Annotated in this window: 15 protein-coding genes; 8 read left to right on the plus strand and 7 right to left on the minus strand. The window is 66.3% G+C overall.

The genetic code is table 11. The annotated features are described in order from the left end of the window. Positions 1-21: 21 nt before the first annotated feature. A complete protein-coding gene (locus ACFPZ3_RS21880; protein ID WP_379516038.1) occupies positions 22-1,515 on the minus strand; it encodes a cellulose binding domain-containing protein in 1,494 nt (497 codons plus the stop codon). A 352-nt stretch (positions 1,516-1,867) separates the two neighbouring features. On the opposite strand from ACFPZ3_RS21880, the gene ACFPZ3_RS21885 reads away from it, so the two are divergent. After that, complete coding sequence (locus tag ACFPZ3_RS21885) at positions 1,868-2,425, plus strand: ArsR/SmtB family transcription factor (RefSeq protein WP_379516039.1); 558 nt, start codon at positions 1,868-1,870, stop codon at positions 2,423-2,425. 239 nt (positions 2,426-2,664) lie between these two features. Next, positions 2,665-3,552 (plus strand): TauD/TfdA family dioxygenase, encoded by an 888-nt coding sequence (locus tag ACFPZ3_RS21890; RefSeq protein ID WP_465263563.1) that lies wholly within the window; start codon positions 2,665-2,667, stop codon positions 3,550-3,552. 149 nt (positions 3,553-3,701) lie between these two features. On the opposite strand, the gene sbnB is transcribed toward ACFPZ3_RS21890, so the two are convergent. The 3 genes from sbnB to ACFPZ3_RS21905 form a co-directional block, all read right to left on the minus strand. Beyond that, positions 3,702-4,697, minus strand: a complete 996-nt coding sequence (gene sbnB, locus ACFPZ3_RS21895) for a 2,3-diaminopropionate biosynthesis protein SbnB (protein WP_379516041.1) — start codon at positions 4,695-4,697, stop codon at positions 3,702-3,704. Beyond that, complete coding sequence (sbnA, locus tag ACFPZ3_RS21900; protein ID WP_379516042.1) at positions 4,690-5,733, minus strand: 2,3-diaminopropionate biosynthesis protein SbnA; 1,044 nt, start codon at positions 5,731-5,733, stop codon at positions 4,690-4,692. Before sbnA ends, sbnB begins: the two co-directional genes overlap by 8 nt. 137 nt (positions 5,734-5,870) lie before the next feature. Beyond that, complete coding sequence (locus tag ACFPZ3_RS21905; protein ID WP_379516043.1) at positions 5,871-7,208, minus strand: condensation domain-containing protein; 1,338 nt, start codon at positions 7,206-7,208, stop codon at positions 5,871-5,873. A gap of 82 nt (positions 7,209-7,290) precedes the next feature. Between ACFPZ3_RS21905 and ACFPZ3_RS21910 the strand changes: the two genes are divergently transcribed. The 6 genes from ACFPZ3_RS21910 to ACFPZ3_RS21935 are packed head-to-tail and all read left to right on the plus strand — an operon-like array spanning position 7,291 to position 11,508. After that, complete coding sequence (locus tag ACFPZ3_RS21910; protein WP_379516044.1) at positions 7,291-8,619, plus strand: AMP-binding protein; 1,329 nt, start codon at positions 7,291-7,293, stop codon at positions 8,617-8,619. 25 nt (positions 8,620-8,644) lie between these two features. Further along, positions 8,645-8,905 (plus strand): phosphopantetheine-binding protein, encoded by a 261-nt coding sequence (locus ACFPZ3_RS21915; protein WP_379516045.1) that lies wholly within the window; start codon positions 8,645-8,647, stop codon positions 8,903-8,905. Between the two features lie 29 nt (positions 8,906-8,934). Next, complete coding sequence (locus tag ACFPZ3_RS21920) at positions 8,935-9,276, plus strand: ectoine synthase (RefSeq protein WP_379516046.1); 342 nt, start codon at positions 8,935-8,937, stop codon at positions 9,274-9,276. 12 nt (positions 9,277-9,288) lie between these two features. Further along, the gene (locus ACFPZ3_RS21925; protein WP_379516047.1) at positions 9,289-10,464 is read left to right on the plus strand and encodes an acyl-CoA dehydrogenase family protein; all 1,176 of its coding nucleotides are present in this window, start codon (positions 9,289-9,291) and stop codon (positions 10,462-10,464) included. Further along, on the plus strand, positions 10,461-10,712 hold the full coding sequence (locus ACFPZ3_RS21930; RefSeq protein ID WP_379516048.1) for a hypothetical protein: 252 nt from the start codon (positions 10,461-10,463) through the stop codon (positions 10,710-10,712). The genes ACFPZ3_RS21925 and ACFPZ3_RS21930 overlap by 4 nt, the downstream gene beginning before the upstream one ends. Further along, entirely contained in the window at positions 10,690-11,508 is an 819-nt protein-coding gene (locus ACFPZ3_RS21935) for an aminoacyl--tRNA ligase-related protein (RefSeq protein WP_379516049.1), read from the plus strand. The genes ACFPZ3_RS21930 and ACFPZ3_RS21935 overlap by 23 nt, the downstream gene beginning before the upstream one ends. A gap of 95 nt (positions 11,509-11,603) precedes the next feature. Here ACFPZ3_RS21935 and ACFPZ3_RS21940 read toward each other — a convergent pair whose 3' ends face one another. The 3 genes from ACFPZ3_RS21940 to ACFPZ3_RS21950 are packed head-to-tail and all read right to left on the minus strand — an operon-like array spanning position 11,604 to position 15,199. After that, positions 11,604-12,101, minus strand: a complete 498-nt coding sequence (locus ACFPZ3_RS21940) for a flavin reductase family protein (protein ID WP_379516050.1) — start codon at positions 12,099-12,101, stop codon at positions 11,604-11,606. Between the two features lie 9 nt (positions 12,102-12,110). Next, complete coding sequence (locus ACFPZ3_RS21945; protein WP_379516051.1) at positions 12,111-13,703, minus strand: tryptophan halogenase family protein; 1,593 nt, start codon at positions 13,701-13,703, stop codon at positions 12,111-12,113. After that, positions 13,700-15,199, minus strand: coding sequence for an amino acid adenylation domain-containing protein (locus tag ACFPZ3_RS21950; protein ID WP_379516052.1), 1,500 nt, complete (start codon positions 15,197-15,199; stop codon positions 13,700-13,702). Before ACFPZ3_RS21950 ends, ACFPZ3_RS21945 begins: the two co-directional genes overlap by 4 nt. Positions 15,200-15,307 lie beyond the last annotated feature (108 nt).

The following is a 15,307-nucleotide window of genomic DNA, read 5'->3' on the forward strand; positions in this document are numbered from 1 at the left end:
GCGCCCCTGCCCGGAAGTCGGTCACCACTTGACGGGCAGCGTGCCGATGAACGATCGGAGGGTGTCGGCCAGGAGCCTGTGGTCGTGCAGGGAGGGGTGCCAGTCGCAGCCGAGCAGGTCGAGCCCGAGAGCGGCGTTGTCGTAGTGCAGGGCCTTCACCCGGGTGTCGCCCTGGCTGTTGCGGCGCTGGACGATCTGCTGGACGGAGTCCGCCATGGCGGTGGTGTTGGACAGCGTGGGGTAGGTCAGCACGATGTGGGTGTCGGAGCCGTACCGGCCGCGGAGCTTGTCCAGGAAGCCCAGGTAGGCGTCGCGATAGCCCGCGGCGAGGGCGGCGGCGTCGGCCCACGGTTCACCGGGGTTGAGTGCGGTGGAGAAGTCGTTGATGCCCAGGCCGACCACCACGACCTGCGGTTTCCAGCTGCTCGGTCTCTGCCAGACCGCGGCGTCGACCGCCTGCAGGGTCCGGTCGTAGTAGGTACGGAAGTCGGTGCCGGCGTTGCCGCCGTTGTAGTTGCGGACCACGCCCATCCCGGACCAGGCGGTGATCTGGTAGTCGGCGTTCAGGCCGCGGGCAGCCAGGGCGCCGAAGGTCTGGTCGGCGTTGGAGTTGGGATTGATGCCGCCGCTGCCGGCGCAGTCACGGCTGGTGGACATGTTGCCGTAGCCGGCGGTCCACGAGTCGCCGATGAACTCGATCTGCCGGGTCCGTGCGGCGGGCTTGGCGAGAATGCCGCCACCGGAGGCGGCGACGAACCCGCCGAACTCGCCGGCCTGCCACGGGCTCTCGGTTCGCTTGGCGACCCGTACCGTGTGCTCGCCGTTGCTGAGGTTGCTCACCCAGTGGGTGGTGTTGCCCGGGGTACGCAGCGTGGTGGGAGCGGCGTTGTCGATCTGGACGTCGTAGTCGTTGGCGGCGTCGTTCAGCACGATCCCGACGCCGGTGCCGCGGAAACGGCCCTCGAAGGAGACGCCCGGCCAGGTGTACTGCACGCTGGTGCCCTGGTCCTTGATCCGCCCGACGGTGTGGGCCTGGGCCGGCACGTTCCCGGTGGGGGGCGTCGAGCCGGTGGAGCACGACACGGTCGCGCCGGTTCCGTTGCCCGTCCCGGTGAAGCCGAATGCCGTGGACCTCCCGGCGCCGATCGTGCCGTTGTAGGCGGCGTTCGTGACGGTCACCGTTCCGCTGGTGCCGCTGTTGACGCCGTTCCACAGGGAGCTGATCTTCGCTCCGGTGGGTAGGTTCAGCGTGACCTTCCAGCCGTTCAACGGGGTGCCAGCGTCGTTGGTCACGACGACTTCGCTCTGGAACCCGCCGTCCCAGCTACCGCTCACCCGGTAGGCGGCGGTGCAGGTGTCGCCGACGGTGCTGATCTGCTCGGGCGGCGGCGAGTCGGGGCTGCAGGTGCTGTGGTGGCAGTCCAGAGCGGACGCCGGTTCGATCAGGCTCGCGCCCATGCCGAGGACCGTGGTGGCGATCAGGCCCCACATTTTCCGCCATCGTAAATTTTTCATCGTCTGCTCCTCCGGAAAATAGGAATGCCGTCTCGCCGGGCGCGACGAATGGGACGTTAAATCGCCAGGATGTCCGGGTCAATCAGAGCCGGCCGGCGTGCGAAGAATGGAGGCGGAGCGGCGCCTCAGAAATGCGTCGACCGAGAAGTGGGAGGAGGAATTCGCCGAAACGAAGGATTATGAAACTTTCATCTCGGCCGGAGCCCGTCGGCCATGCGCCGCAGGAACGCCAGAAAGGCCGGAGAATCGCGCCCCGGTCTGCTGCTTGAAGGCGACGTCGCTGAGGCGTTGCCACGCTCGCATCCCGTCTAGTACGCTACTCCGTAATTACGGACTAACGTAGGAGACCGCGATGAGTGAGGACAGACTCGCCGAGCTCGAACGCCGGATCGCCCGCCTGGAGAGTCGAGTCGACACCGCCGGCCATCCGGAGTCGCCGTCCCTCACCACGGCGGCCACCGGCATGCTCCGCCAGGCGAAGAAGGAGGACAAGCTCGGGACGGTGGGCTACGTCGGAGCCGCACGGCTGGCCGGCGGCGAGAACCTCTGGGACAGGCAACACTCTCTCGCGGAGTTGCTGTCGGCCGATTGGGCGCCGGTGGCCGGCATCCTGGAGACCCTGGGCAGCCCGCCGCGACTGGCGCTGCTCGCCGCACTCGTACGACAGGGCGGATGCACCAGCTCCGACCTCCAGGAATCCCTCGGAGGAGACGGTGAGCAGGCCACCAGCGGCCAGCTCTATCACCACCTGCGCGCGCTGCAGAGCGCCAGGCTGATCACACAACGGCGGCGTGGTGAGTACCAGTTGGCCCCTCAGGCCATGATTCAGGTCCTCACCATCCTCGCCGCCGCGTTCGACCTGGCCAACGACCCCCCGCTCGGCCCCACCGCTCTCCCCGACTCGGAATGACCAGGTGGGCCGGTCGGCGACCTACTGTCCGTCGCCTGCCCAGCGCTGACGCCGCCGGCAGACGGCGTCGTGGTTTTCCGGTGACAGGCGCAACACCTCGGCCGGCGCGGCCACGGCCGCGCCATCCTGGCCGCCTGTCGCTCCGCCGTACGGCTTACGCCTGGCGTTGGAGATCGTTTGCTGGCAAACTCGTACGGCGCGCGCGTCGACCATTGAATCCATGGATTGGAAGCCGGCAGATGAAACTCATGGGAAACGAGCACACCACCATCGCGGTCGTCCCCGATGTCGAGGGGATCCGCGGGTCCCTCATGGAGCATGGCGCCGTGCTTCTGCGCGGCGGCTCAACGGACATTGGCGAGTTCGAGCGCTTTGTGCGGACCGTAGGGGGCGAGCCCCTCGAATACACCGAACGCTCGACCCCGCGCACCTCTGTGACCGACGCGGTCTACACCTCGACCGAGTATCCGGCCGATGCGTCGATTCCCATGCACAACGAGGCCTCCTATTCCGAGACGTGGCCCGGTGTGCTGTTCTTCATTTGTGCCACAGCGGCCGAGACGGGCGGCGCCACACCGATCGCCGACAGCAGTGCGGTGTACAGGCTGCTCCCCCAGCGCGTGCTCGATCATTTCGCCGAGGGCGTGGTGTACACGCGGTCGTACCGCTCCGACATCGGCCTGTCGTGGCAGGAGGCGTTCCAGACCGAGGAGCCCGCCGACGTAGAGGCCTACTGCAAGACGCACAACCAGGAGTTCGAGTGGACGCCGGACGGCCTGCGTACGCGGCATCACCGCCCCGCGCACCAGGACTACCGGGGGCGGCGCGTCTGGTTCAACCAGGCCAACCTCTTCCACGCCTCCAGCCTGTCGCCGGACATCTACGAGACGCTGATGGAGATCTATGGCGAGGACGGCCTGCCCCGCAACGCCTACTTCGGCGATGGGTCGCCCATCCCGGCTGAGGACCTGAGCGCGATCAAGGCAGCGTACGACACGGCGTCCTTCGCATTCCCGTGGGAGCCGGGCGACGTACTCATCGTGGACAACATGCGCTGCGCCCACGGCAGGCAGCCGTTCACGGGCAAGCGTCGGATCCTGGTTTCCATGACCGCTGGGCTGAAATAGGAGGTCTCCGGCAGCGGGTTCGACGACCAAGTAGAACCTGCGCCCCGGAGACCTCATAACCACCTTGGCGGTGATGCGGCGGGAGCCCCAGCCGCAGTGGAGCAGGCGTGATCGGTGGGATCCGCCGGCGGGCGCCAGGGCCGGACCGACTACCAGCGCGTCGTTTCGCCGAAGAAACCAGGAATCCCGATCGCCTGGCCGGTTCGACGCGCCTGCTCCAGTACGAACTGGCCGACGACGATGTCGAGCACGCCCAGCCCGAACGGCGAGACGATCACCGGCCGGTCCGGGTCGAGACTGACCTGTCCCCGCAGCAGGCCACCGATGGTGCCGGTGATGAAGTCCCGTCCCCCGGACAACTGCTCCGCCAGGTGCGGAGAGGTCTGTGCCTTCAGGCAGTGTTCGACGTCATCGACGATGTTGTCGGCGCCGAGCAACAGCTCGGGAGCCAGGTCGCGGAGCGAGATGTTCAGGAGCACCTGCCCCGGACGCAGCTCGGTGGCAGCGCCGACATACGGCGAGGCCGCCGTGGTGGCGAAGACGATCAGGTCGCTCTGAAGGGCATGGTCGAGGGTCGGCACCACTGACACGTGGTCGATCTGGGTTTTGGCATACCGGGCAAGGTGTTCGGCGCTGCCGGTCTCCAGGTCGTACACGTCCAGAGCGGCCGGCCGGAGGCCCGACGCCAGCAGGTAGTCGAGGATGGTGCGGGCGATGACCCCGGCGCCCACCATCGAGACCCGCGGCGCCTGCTCGGTCAGCGCGGCGGTGGCGACAGCCGCTGAGGCCGCGGTCCTGGCGGCGCTGATACCGGCCGCTTCCAGGCAGGCGATCGGGTGCCCGGTGGCGTAGTCGTTCAGCAGCAGCACGGCCGAGGCCCGCGGCACACCCTGGTCGATGTTCCCCGGGAAGCTGCTGATCCACTTGATTCCGGCCTTGCCGACTGTGCCGCCGACGTACGCGGGCAGCGCGATGATGCGGGCCTCGGGCTTCTCGGGAAAGCGCAGGAAGTAGCTGTCCGGATTGACGGTCTGGTTTTGCTCGTGCCATAGGTAGGCATCCCGTACCAGGTCGAGGACCTGTTCCCGGTTCGCCCCAAGAACTTCGGCGACCACTGTCCCGGGCACCACGTCGAATTCAAACAAAGCTGCTCCCACTTGCCTCGGTGAACGTGTCACCGTAACGCGACTTGATCCAGTCGTCGGAATAGATCGAGTCCAGATATCGGTCACCGAGGTCCGGAGAAATGACCACCACTCGGCTTCCGGGCGCAATGGACTTGGAAATCTGCTGCACCGCGGTGAGCGCGGAGCCGGTCGAGCCGCCGATCAGCAGGCCATACTTTCTGGCCACTTGGCGGCACATGGCGATGGTGTCCGGCTCACCGACGAGCACCTTGTCGAAAGCATCCGAGTCGGTGAAGATTTCCGGCCTGCGGCTACTGCCGATGCCGGGAATGTGGCGAGGCGCCGGAGCACCTCCGAACGTCACCGATCCTTCGATGTCCACGGCCACGATGCGGGTGTGCAAACTGTGCTCGCCGAAATACTCCAAACAGCCCATCAGGGTGCCGGTGGAGCCTACGCCCACCACGAGCACGTCGATGGTGCCCAGTTCGGCGTGGGCATTCCGGGCGGTGCGGTCCCGGTGGGCGTGGGCGTTGGCCAGGTCAGCGTACTGGTTCAGCCAAATCAGACGCAGGTCCCGCTCGAGCTCGCGCTGGATGTAGGCGATGCGCTGCTGCAGGTAACCACCGTTCTGGTCCCGCCGGTCGATCACCACGACCTCGGTGCCCAGGACCTCCATCGTCTGGATCGCCTGCCGGTTCGCGTTCAGGTCGGTGACGATGGTGAGTGGGAATCCGCGTTCCGCGGCGACCACGCTCAGTGCGATTCCCAGATTTCCCGAGCTGGATTCGATCAAACGACCGTGCGGCCGGGTCAGAATGCCCGCGGATAACACACTGTCGACCAATCCGACAGCGGTCTTGAGTTTCAGGGAACCGGCTGGGTTGAACGCCTCGAGTTTGAGGAAGACATCCATGTCTGTGACAAAGTCAGGGAGCCGCATGAAAATGTCATCAAGGACAATCTCGCTCGCAGCAGAATATATCGGCAAGCTTCCCCCGATATGGCTAGCAATGCAGGTGCATGGGCGCGCAAGTATACTAGGAAAAATCACATGAATTCCGACCCGAGGCTAGATGCCAACGGCAACATGGTCAAGTTGCCGGAGATTCGGGATCCGCCGCGACGCGTCCCTGCTCAGCTTGCCCCGGTCGCGGCGGATCTCGAACTCCTTCTGCGAGGATTACGACACTAGGCCGACGCGCGGAGCAGGTCCACGAACCGGTCCAGGTGGGAGCGCAGTTCCTCCGGGCGGTACAAGCCCGCGTTGCCGTCGAACTCGATCAGCATCCCGCTCTGATCCGGCCTGTCGTAGATGTTGATGGACATGTCCTCGACCGGGCCCGCGCTCAGGTTGTACGGCGTGGAAGGAAAGCCGCCGAAGGTGAGGCTCGTGTTGAACGCGATCACGTTGACCTCGGGACCCAGCTGCCGCCGGCCGTCCGGCAGGCCGGAGAGCTCATGGATGATCAGCTCGTACGGGTAACGCTGGCGTTCGTGCGCCACCATGAGTTCGGCGGCCGCCGCGACCACCATCGCGTCGAAATCGAGCGCCGGATCGACGGTCAGGCACATCGGGGCCACGTTGGTCAGCATGGCTGGAGTGCGGCGAGCCACCGGGCTCGGCCGGGCCGCCACCGGCAGGCCGAGCACGATGTCCCGCAGGCCGGTCACTCTGTTCAGGTACACCGCCACGGCTGCGATCACGACGCCGTACCAGGGAACCCTCAGCCGGCGAGCCACGGCGCGGAGCCGGTCCACGTCGGCGGGGGTGATCCGGCTGCTCTCCCGGATGAAGGCACTGGTGTCGGACGATACCCGGGTGGCAAGGCTCGCCACCCGGGGTTTGCCGGGCAGCCGCGCCAGCCAGAACTCCCGGTCCGCCGCGAAGTCGGGCCCGGCGGCGTAGCGGGTGTGCTCGTCGATGACCTGGGCGAGTGAGGTCGGCGGACATTCCCTGACCGGATCACCGGCCGCCAGGTCGGTATAGACATCCGCCACCCGCGAGGTGATCAGGGAGAGACCGAAGCCGTCCACGATGATGTGGTGCATGGCCTGGTACCAGAGATAGAGTTCCGGCTCGACCCTGATGAGGGCCCAGCGGAAGAGCGGGCCGTTGGCCATGTCGAACTCGAGCGCCGCATCGGTGCGCATCCATTGCTCGGCCTCGGCCAGAGGGTCGGCCGAGGCCGAGAAATCGAGTTGGCGCAGGGACCAGTCCAGGGACTCGGAGATGACTTGATGCAGCCCCTCACCGGTCAGTTCGAACCGAGCCCGTAGTGCCTCGACTTCGGAGAGTACGGTCCGCAGCGCGGCCTCGAAGTGCGCTGAGTCAATCGCGCCGGCAATTGCGCCGTAACCGGCAATGTTGAGGGAACGGTCCGAAGGGTTGAGTTGTTGCGCGACCCATACACTCTTCTGACCAGCAGAAAGCTCCAATTGATACACCATGTGGCAGCTTGATTCCTCTGTTACGGGACGTCCTGTTGTTATGATATGGTCCTGTGCGAAGTGATCATCCCGTCGCACATGCGGTACGGGGAGTGAGCATCCTGCCGGCATGTCGAACGGGGAGTGAGCATCCTGGCGTGCTTGTTGACCGGGGCTGTCAATGACTGACGGCCTCGACTTACGCGACAACTTCCTCTATCACGTGCACCACCGGCCCGCCGCACCCGCGCTGGTTTGGCCCGGCCACGAGATTAGTTACGGTGAGCTCTTCGCACTGGCGAAAGAGTCCGATCTGCCTAGTGACGAACCGCTGCGTATTGTCGCCCGGAAATCACTGGAAACGATTGCCCAAATCCTGGCCTGCGTGCTCTCCGGCCGACGTTTCCTGCTGTCCACCCCGGCGCTGGAGCATGATCCGGTCAAAGTCCCGCCAGGGCAGGCATTCGGCCGCGACGCCGATGTCTCCTTCATGTTCACCACCTCCGGATCCACCGGGCAGCCGAAAATCGTGCCACTCGCTCGCGGTGCGGTGAACCGCTTCATCGCCTGGGCCGGTACGGCATTCGGCATCGGCCCCGGCCAGTCGGTGCTCAGTTTCGCTCCACTGAACTTCGACCTGAGCCTGCTGGACGTTTGGACGACGCTGGCGCACGGCGGCCGGGTGGTGCTGGTCGACACCGAGCACGTGGTCAACGGGCACCACCTGCTCGACCTGCTCGACCGCTACCAAGTCGACCTGGTCCAGGCTGTGCCGACATTCTTCGCGCTGCTGCTGGACGCGGCGTCGCCGACCACCGGGCTCGATGCGGTCAAGCATGTCATCACCACCGGAGACGTTCTGCCGCAGCGCACCTTGAGCGCGCTGCCGCAGCTTTTCCCGAAGGCCCGCGTCCACAACCTGTACGGGTGCACAGAAACCAACGACAGCTTCATCCACGAAGTGGGCGTCACCGACACGGCGCCGCTGCCGCTGGGCACGCCGCTACCCGGCGTGCGGAGCCTGATCGTGGACGATGAGCTCTACGTGTCCACGCCCTTTCAGGCGAGCGGCTATCTCGACGAGGCACGCACCGCCGAGAGGTTCGTCGATCTGCCGCAGCCCGATGGCGGTTCGGTGCGCTATTTCCGCACCGGTGACCTGGTCCGTCGCGACGCCGACGGGCGGACCTTCCTCGTCGGGCGTAATGACTTCCAGGTGAAGGTGCGAGGCGTCGCGGTGAACACGGCCACCGTTGAGCAGGCGCTGCTGGGGCATGCCGAAGTGCGGGAAGCCGCGGTCGTGGCCCTGCCTGACGAACTCGCCGGTCATCGGCTGGTGGCCATGGTCCGCCGGGACGCCGGCAGCACGCTGAACAGCCTGCGACTGCGAGAGGTCTGCGCCCGGCTGTTGCCCACCGCGGCCATTCCCGCGGTGCTCGGCGTCACCGACGACCCGCTGCCGCGTACCTCCACCGGAAAGATCGACCGCAACGCCATCACCGGGCGGTAGCTGTCAGAACGCAAGAAAGGTAACCATGAGCCACGCCGATTCGATCAAACAGTTCGTCCTGACAGAATTCTTGGACGGCGTCGGTGCCGACGAACTGACCGACGACTACGATTTCATCGCCAACGGAGTGATCGACAGCCTCGGCATCCTCAAACTAATCGCCTGGCTCGAGGAGAACTTCAAGGTCTTGCTCAATTACTCCGAGCTGGATCCGACCAATTTCCGGACGGTCTCGTCAATTGATGCATTCGTCACCGCGGCACAGGGCCAGGGAGGTTTGTCGTGATTATTCGGCACCTTGAGAATGTCCCCTCGGTGGAATGGGGTAACGGTGTGAGCCGCCGCTTCCTGGTCGGCTCCGACGGGCTGGGATATACGATCACCGACACAGTGGTGCGGGCCGGCACCAAATCCCGGTTGGAGTACCGCAATCACTTCGAGTCGTGCTACTGCATCGCGGGCCGTGGTGAGGTCATCGACATGGACGGCACCTCGCATCCGCTCACCCCGGGGACTCTGTACTCGCTCGACCAGCACGACGCGCATTTCCTGGTCGCCAGTCAGGAGGAGGATCTCCGGCTGGTGTGTGTCTTCTCCCCCGCGCTGCGCGGCGACGAGGTGCACATCCTGGGCGGGGACGAGTACTCCGCTTACTGAGAGGGCGACGTCATGATCCGATGGAGCCCCGAGCAGGTCGAGCTGCGTGCCGGCCTGGCCCGCTGGTGTGACGACCTCAGCGCCGATCACGTGGAGCAGGACGCCCAGGGCGTCTTTCCCCGCGAGAAGTGGGCGCTGATCCAGAAGACCGGGATCCTCGGCCTGCCCTTCGGCTCGCCTTGGGGCGGGCTCGGGCAGGATCTGCTGACCACCATGTACGTCCTCGAAGGGCTGGGCCTCGGCTGCCGGGACGGCGGGCTGAGCTTCTCCGTCACCACCAGCATGGCCAGCACCGGCGTGCCGCTACAGGACTTCGGGTCGGCAGAGCTGAAGGACCGGTACCTGCCCGCGATCTGCACCGGCGACGCGATCGGCGCCCATGCCATCACCGAGACCGAGAGCGGCTCGGACGCACTCCAGATGCGCACCACGGCAGAACGCGACGGCGACCATTTCGTCCTCAACGGCAGCAAGATCTTCGTGAGTAACGGCCCGATCGCCGACCTGATCGTGATCTACGCCAGGACCCGGCCGGACGCCGGCGCGCTCGGGATCACCGCGTTCCTGGTCCCGGGTGACACGCCCGGACTCGGCGTCGGCGCGCCGGTGGCGAAGATGGGGCTGCGCACCTCGCCCGTGAGTGAGCTGTATCTGGACGGCTGCCGGGTGCCCGCCTCGCACGTGCTGGGCCAGGTGGGCGGTGGCTTCCTCGTGCTGGACCACGTGATGAAGCGGGAGATCCTGTTCTCGTTCATCGTCAACGTGGGCGAGATGCAGCACCGGCTGGATCGGTGCGTCGAGTACGCCAGGAAGCGGCAGCAGTTCGGGCAGCCGATCGGCTCCTTCCAGGCCGTGGCGCACAAGATCGTGGACATGAAGATCCGGCTGGAGACCGCACGGAAATGGCTGTACGACACCGGCGAACGTCTGCTCACGGGTGCCAATGTCACCACCGAGCTGGCCATCGCCAAGCTGCTCACCAGTGAGGCCAACCTCGAATCGAGCCTGACCGCGGTACAGGTCTTCGGCGGCAACGGCTACATGTCCGAGTACGGCCTGGAGAAGGACGTCCGCAATGCCGTGGCCGGCCGGATCTACTCCGGCAGCAACGAAATGCAGTACAACCGCGTCGCTGCCATGTTGGGCCTGGGAAAAACCGCACCAACGAAAGAGTCGCCGCAGTCATGACCTTGCCGACCATCGACATCGCCGTGCAGTACCTACTGTCCAAGAACCCCGAGCTGACCGAGATTCCCCCGGACCTGGATCTCATCGAGAGCCGCGTCCTGGACTCGGTGGGATTCGTCGGCTTCCTGGTGGTGCTCGAACAGCACACCGGCGAGGAAATTCGCATGGAAGAAGTGACTCCCGAGGATTTCCGTACCCTGGCCGCGATCGAGAAGAGGTTCTTCGGTGCTGGCAACGCTTGGTCCTGATCTGGTGCGGCTCCGGGCCGCGCTGGAGACCAGATTCACTGGCTGGGCCGCCGAGTCCGGTGCCGCCGCCATGTTGTACCCACCGCTGGTGCCGGTGGCGGATCTGGAGCGGATCGACTATTTCCGCAACTTTCCGCACCTGGCGCTGCTCGGTTCGGGCCTCAACAGCGAGACCATCGCGCAGTACGGCGACACCGGTCTGGCCGGGTCCACGGTGCCGGCGACGGCGCTGACCGATCCGGCGTACGCGCTGCCGTCGGCGGCCTGTTACCAGGTGTATTTCGACCTGGCCGGGCAACAGCTCGACCTGCCGCGCCAGGTGACCACGGTGGCGACCTGTTTTCGCCGCGAGGACCACTATGACGGCCTGCGGCGGCTGCTCGGTTTCTCGATGCGGGAAGTCGTCTGCGTCGGTGATCGGGACACGGTCCGGGAGCATCTGAGCTCGTACAAGGAAATGCTCACCGGTTACCTCGCCACGCTGGGGCTGCCGGTCAAGGTGGAGCCGGCGACGGATCCGTTCTTCGAATCAGGCGGATCGGGCGGCGCGCGGGCGCTGATGGCCCAGCTGTTCCCGGTCAAGGAAGAGTTCCTGTACGGAGGCACGCTGGCCATCGCCTCCGTCAACTTCCACCGGAACTTCTTCGGCGAACGCTGCGACATCCGGACCGCGGACGGGAGCCCCGCCTTCACCGGGTGCGTCGCGTTCGGTATTGAGCGCTGGATAAGCGCCCTTACCACTCACTTCGATCAGCTGAGCGCCGCGGAGTTGTGTGAGCTGGTCCTGGCCGGTTGATGGTGGAGCCGGGCACGAGAAGCTCGCTTCTCGTGCCCGGCCGGAACCGCCCGTCACGACCCGGTCTCGAAGAACCACCAGCCGAGGACCGTTGCTCACGGCTGAAGCTTGCGGTATTCACGGTGGGCGTACACCAGCGGATCGCCGTCGCCCGCCCTCAGCCCGGTGACCGTACCCAGCACGATGGTGTGGTCCCCCACGATGACGGTACCGGCCACCTGGCATTCGGCCAGAGCGTAGGTGTCCGCTCTCAGCCAGGGCAGCTTCCCGTTGGACCATTGCCACTCCACGGCGGCGAAGCGGTCGGCGACCGGACCGGAGAAGGTCTGCGCCGCGTGCCGCCCACCGCTGTGCAGCAGGTTCAACGCGAACTCCCCGCGCGCCTCGACCGCCACACACGTGACGGCGTCGGTACGCAGGCACACTGCCACGGTGGGCGGGTCCAGGGTCACACTGGACAGCGACGAGCAGGACATACCCCGGGGATGCCCGTCCGCGTCGGTGGTGGTCACGACCGCCACGCCAGTGGGATACCGGGTCATCCAGGCTCTGAAGTCGTCCTCGCCGACTGCCGCCGCGCCCCCGCTGCTCACCGGTGCTGCCTAACCGGCGCCGTGCAGCCGCTTGAGGTACTCGTGCATGGTGGGTAGGGTCTCCACCAGCTCCCGCTGCTTCTGCTTGACCGCGTCGAACAGCTGTTGAGCGCCCTGGACCGACTCCGGCTTGTAGGTGAGCACCGGGAGCGGATGGTCGGGTTGCAGACCCATCCCGCTGAAGATGCAGTAGTAGCTGCCGTTGGTCCAGAAGTTGCGGAACTCGGCCTCGAAGTTGCCGTAGTAGGTGGCTTCGTCCGAGGCAGGCGGGTTGATCGGGACTCCGGCCTTGAACATCGCGATCTTCTCACGGATGTTGTCGGTCAGGTACAGCTCCTTGTTGGCGCGCCAGAACGGGGTGTCGGTGCGCGGCGACAGGTAGAAGTGGGCCTGGAGGAAGTCGCGAGTGTCGTCGAACATGTCTTCGATCTCGCGGTTGAACCGGTCGACCAGCGTCTGGTCGAAGCCCCGGTTCGGGAAGTGCTTGGCCAGCTGGTGGATCGCCGCGTAGGTGAAGTAGATCCCGGTCGACTCCAGGGGCTCCAGGAAGCAGGAGGCCAGGCCGATACTGACGCAGTTCTTCACCCAGGCCCGGCGGTTGCGCCCCACCCGGAACCGGATGTGGTTGAACCGGGTGTCCTCCGGCAGGTCCCACATCTGGGAGAACTCCTCGGTCGCCGCGTCCTTGTCGGCGAAGGCGCTCGAGTACACGTAGCCGGTGCCGAACCGGCCCAGCATCGGGATCTTCCACGACCAGCCGGAGCTCATCGCGATCGAGGACGTGTAGGGCTCGATGCCATTGGCGTCGTCGTCATGCGGTATCGAGGTGGCCACCGCGCTGTCGCACAGCAGGTGGTCGCTCATGTCGATGAACGGCTCGGCCATCTCCTGGTTGATGAGCAGGCCGCGGAAGCCCGAGCAGTCCACGAAGAGGTCGCCTTCGAGGAGCTTGCCCCCCTTGGTGCGCAGCGCGGTGATGAAACCGCTCTCATCCCGCAGCACCTCGGTCATCTCGTCCTGGACGTGGACGACACCCTGCTTGGTGGTCGCGAAGCGGGCCAGGAAGTCGGCCACCAGCCTGGCGTCGAAGTGCCAGGCGTAGTTGTTGGTGGCACGTTCGCCGGTGAACCGCCGGGGGGCCAGCTTGGCGTCCATCACCGCGGTCTCGGGGAAGCAGGCGTAGTCGAACGGTTCGGTCGTCTCGCCCTGTGCCACCCGCAGCGACCAGTAGTGCGACAGCGGGATCTGGTCGTGCGCGGGCAACAGTCCGAACGGGTGGTAGAAGTGGTCGGGCCGGCCCTGCCATTCCCGCGCCGTGGCCTCACCCGCGCCGGGGGTCCGCCAGTTGACGAACTTGACCGCCATCTTGAAGCTGGCGTTGCACTCCCGCATCCAGTCTTCTTCGGCCAGGCCAAGGTAGTCGAACAAGGCCCGCTGCAGGTTGGGCACGGTGGCTTCGCCGACGCCGATCCGGGGGATGGTGGGGGCCTCCAGCACGGTGATGGTGACCGTGCCCTGGAGGGCCTTGCCCAGATATGCGGCGGCCATCCAGCCGGCGGTGCCACCGCCCAGGATCACAATGTTCTCGATGCGATCGTTCACAGTGCTCGTCCTAGCGTGGTTGGAGAGTGTTCTGGTAAAGCCCGGCGGTCCACTTTGCCGTTCGGGGTGAGCGGGACCGCCTCCACGGGCAGGATCGCCGCGGGGATCAGATGATGGGGCAGGCGCGCGGCCAGGTACTTCAGGACGGCGCCGGTGTCGACATCAGCGGGTACGACGTAGGCCACCAGTTGCCGGTCGCCGGGGGTGTCCTCCCTGGCCACCACGACGGCCTGCCGCACCGCCGGATGCGCGGTCAGCGCCACCTCGACCTCGCCCGGCTCAACCCGATGCCCGCCTATCTTGACCTGGTCATCGACTCGGCCGACGAACTCCAGTTGTCCGTCGTCACGCCAGCGCACCAGGTCCCCGGTCCGGTACATCCGCTCCCCGGCGGAGAAGGGGCACGCCACGAAACGGGTCGCGGTCAGGGCGGTCCGGCCGACGTATCCGCGGGCAAGGCCCTTTCCCGCCAGGTACAGCTCGCCCACTTGGCCGGCCGGGACCGGCTGTAGCCGCCGGTCCAGTACGTATCCGCGGGTGCCCGCCACGAGGGGGCCGATCGGCGCCACCGGATCGGCGGCCGACAGTGGCCTGCTCATCGCCGCGCACACCGTCGACTCGGTAGGTCCGTACGCGTTGACCATCCGCCGGCCGGCGGACCAGCGGCGGATCAGGTCCGGCGGGCAGAGCTCACCACCGGTCATCAGCGTGACCAGGTCGGGCAACTGCGACTCCGTGCCGGCGGGGATCGCCGCCAGCACCGATGGCGGAATGCCGGCGTGGGTGATCCGGGACGTCGTCAGCTCGCGGATGCCGATCATGAACCGGGTCCCGGTGGGATCGCGCACCACCGCGCCCACCATGCGACCCGGTTCGGGGATCACCAGGGTGGCGCCGGCGGCGAACGCGGTGCAGAAGTCACCGAAGGCCACGTCGAAGCTGAGCGAGGCGAGCTGGAGGTAGCGGCTGTCCGCGGTCACCGCGAGCCGTTCGACCTGGGTCGCCGCCAGGTCGGCGACGCCGGTGTGGGTGACCAGGACCCCCTTGGGCCGTCCCGTCGACCCGGAGGTGTAGATCACGTACGCCGCCCCGAGCGCGGGGCGGTGCACGACGGGGTCGGACTCGGGGTAGGCCGTGTAGTCGGCTCCGGCGAGCGCCTCGTCCAGCACCAGCAACGGCGCCGCGTCGGCGATCATGTAGTCGAGCCGCTCGGCGGGATAGGTCGGGTCCAGCGGCAGGAACGCCCCGCCTGCCTTCCCGACGGCCAGCAGGGCGACCACCATGTCCACCGACCGCGGCACCATCACGCCGACCAGCTTTTCCGGGCCGGCTCCCTGGGCGATAAGCCAGTGCGCGAGGCGATTCGCCCGCGTATTGAGCTCTCGGTAAGACAAAGTTTCGGTGCCACATGCTACTGCCGTCGCTGTGGGCGCCCGCCGTAGTTGCGTCTCGAACAGCTCGGTCAATGATAACTCGAGGGTGTCGGAATTGCTCATATCTCACGCATAGGAGAAGCCACGAAATTCCTAAGGTAGAGCGCCTGCAACCGAACAATAGGAAGTAGTCTTCTACAATCCATGAATAAAATCAACCCATCCCCAGAT

This window comes from Nonomuraea insulae (genome assembly GCF_042656245.1).

Bases quoted from the DNA above. Each gene is read 5' to 3' on its own strand.
- ACFPZ3_RS21910 (WP_379516044.1), top strand. From the start codon at position 7,291: ATGACTGACGGCCTCGACTTACGCGACAACTTCCTCTATCACGTGCAC.
- ACFPZ3_RS21880 (WP_379516038.1), bottom strand. From the start codon at position 1,515: ATGAAAAATTTACGATGGCGGAAAATGTGGGGCCTGATCGCCACCACG.
- ACFPZ3_RS21915 (WP_379516045.1), top strand. From the start codon at position 8,645: ATGAGCCACGCCGATTCGATCAAACAGTTCGTCCTGACAGAATTCTTG.
- ACFPZ3_RS21950 (WP_379516052.1), bottom strand. From the start codon at position 15,199: ATGAGCAATTCCGACACCCTCGAGTTATCATTGACCGAGCTGTTCGAG.
- ACFPZ3_RS21925 (WP_379516047.1), top strand. From the start codon at position 9,289: ATGATCCGATGGAGCCCCGAGCAGGTCGAGCTGCGTGCCGGCCTGGCC.
- ACFPZ3_RS21890 (WP_465263563.1), top strand. From the start codon at position 2,665: ATGAAACTCATGGGAAACGAGCACACCACCATCGCGGTCGTCCCCGAT.
- ACFPZ3_RS21930 (WP_379516048.1), top strand. From the start codon at position 10,461: ATGACCTTGCCGACCATCGACATCGCCGTGCAGTACCTACTGTCCAAG.
- ACFPZ3_RS21885 (WP_379516039.1), top strand. From the start codon at position 1,868: ATGAGTGAGGACAGACTCGCCGAGCTCGAACGCCGGATCGCCCGCCTG.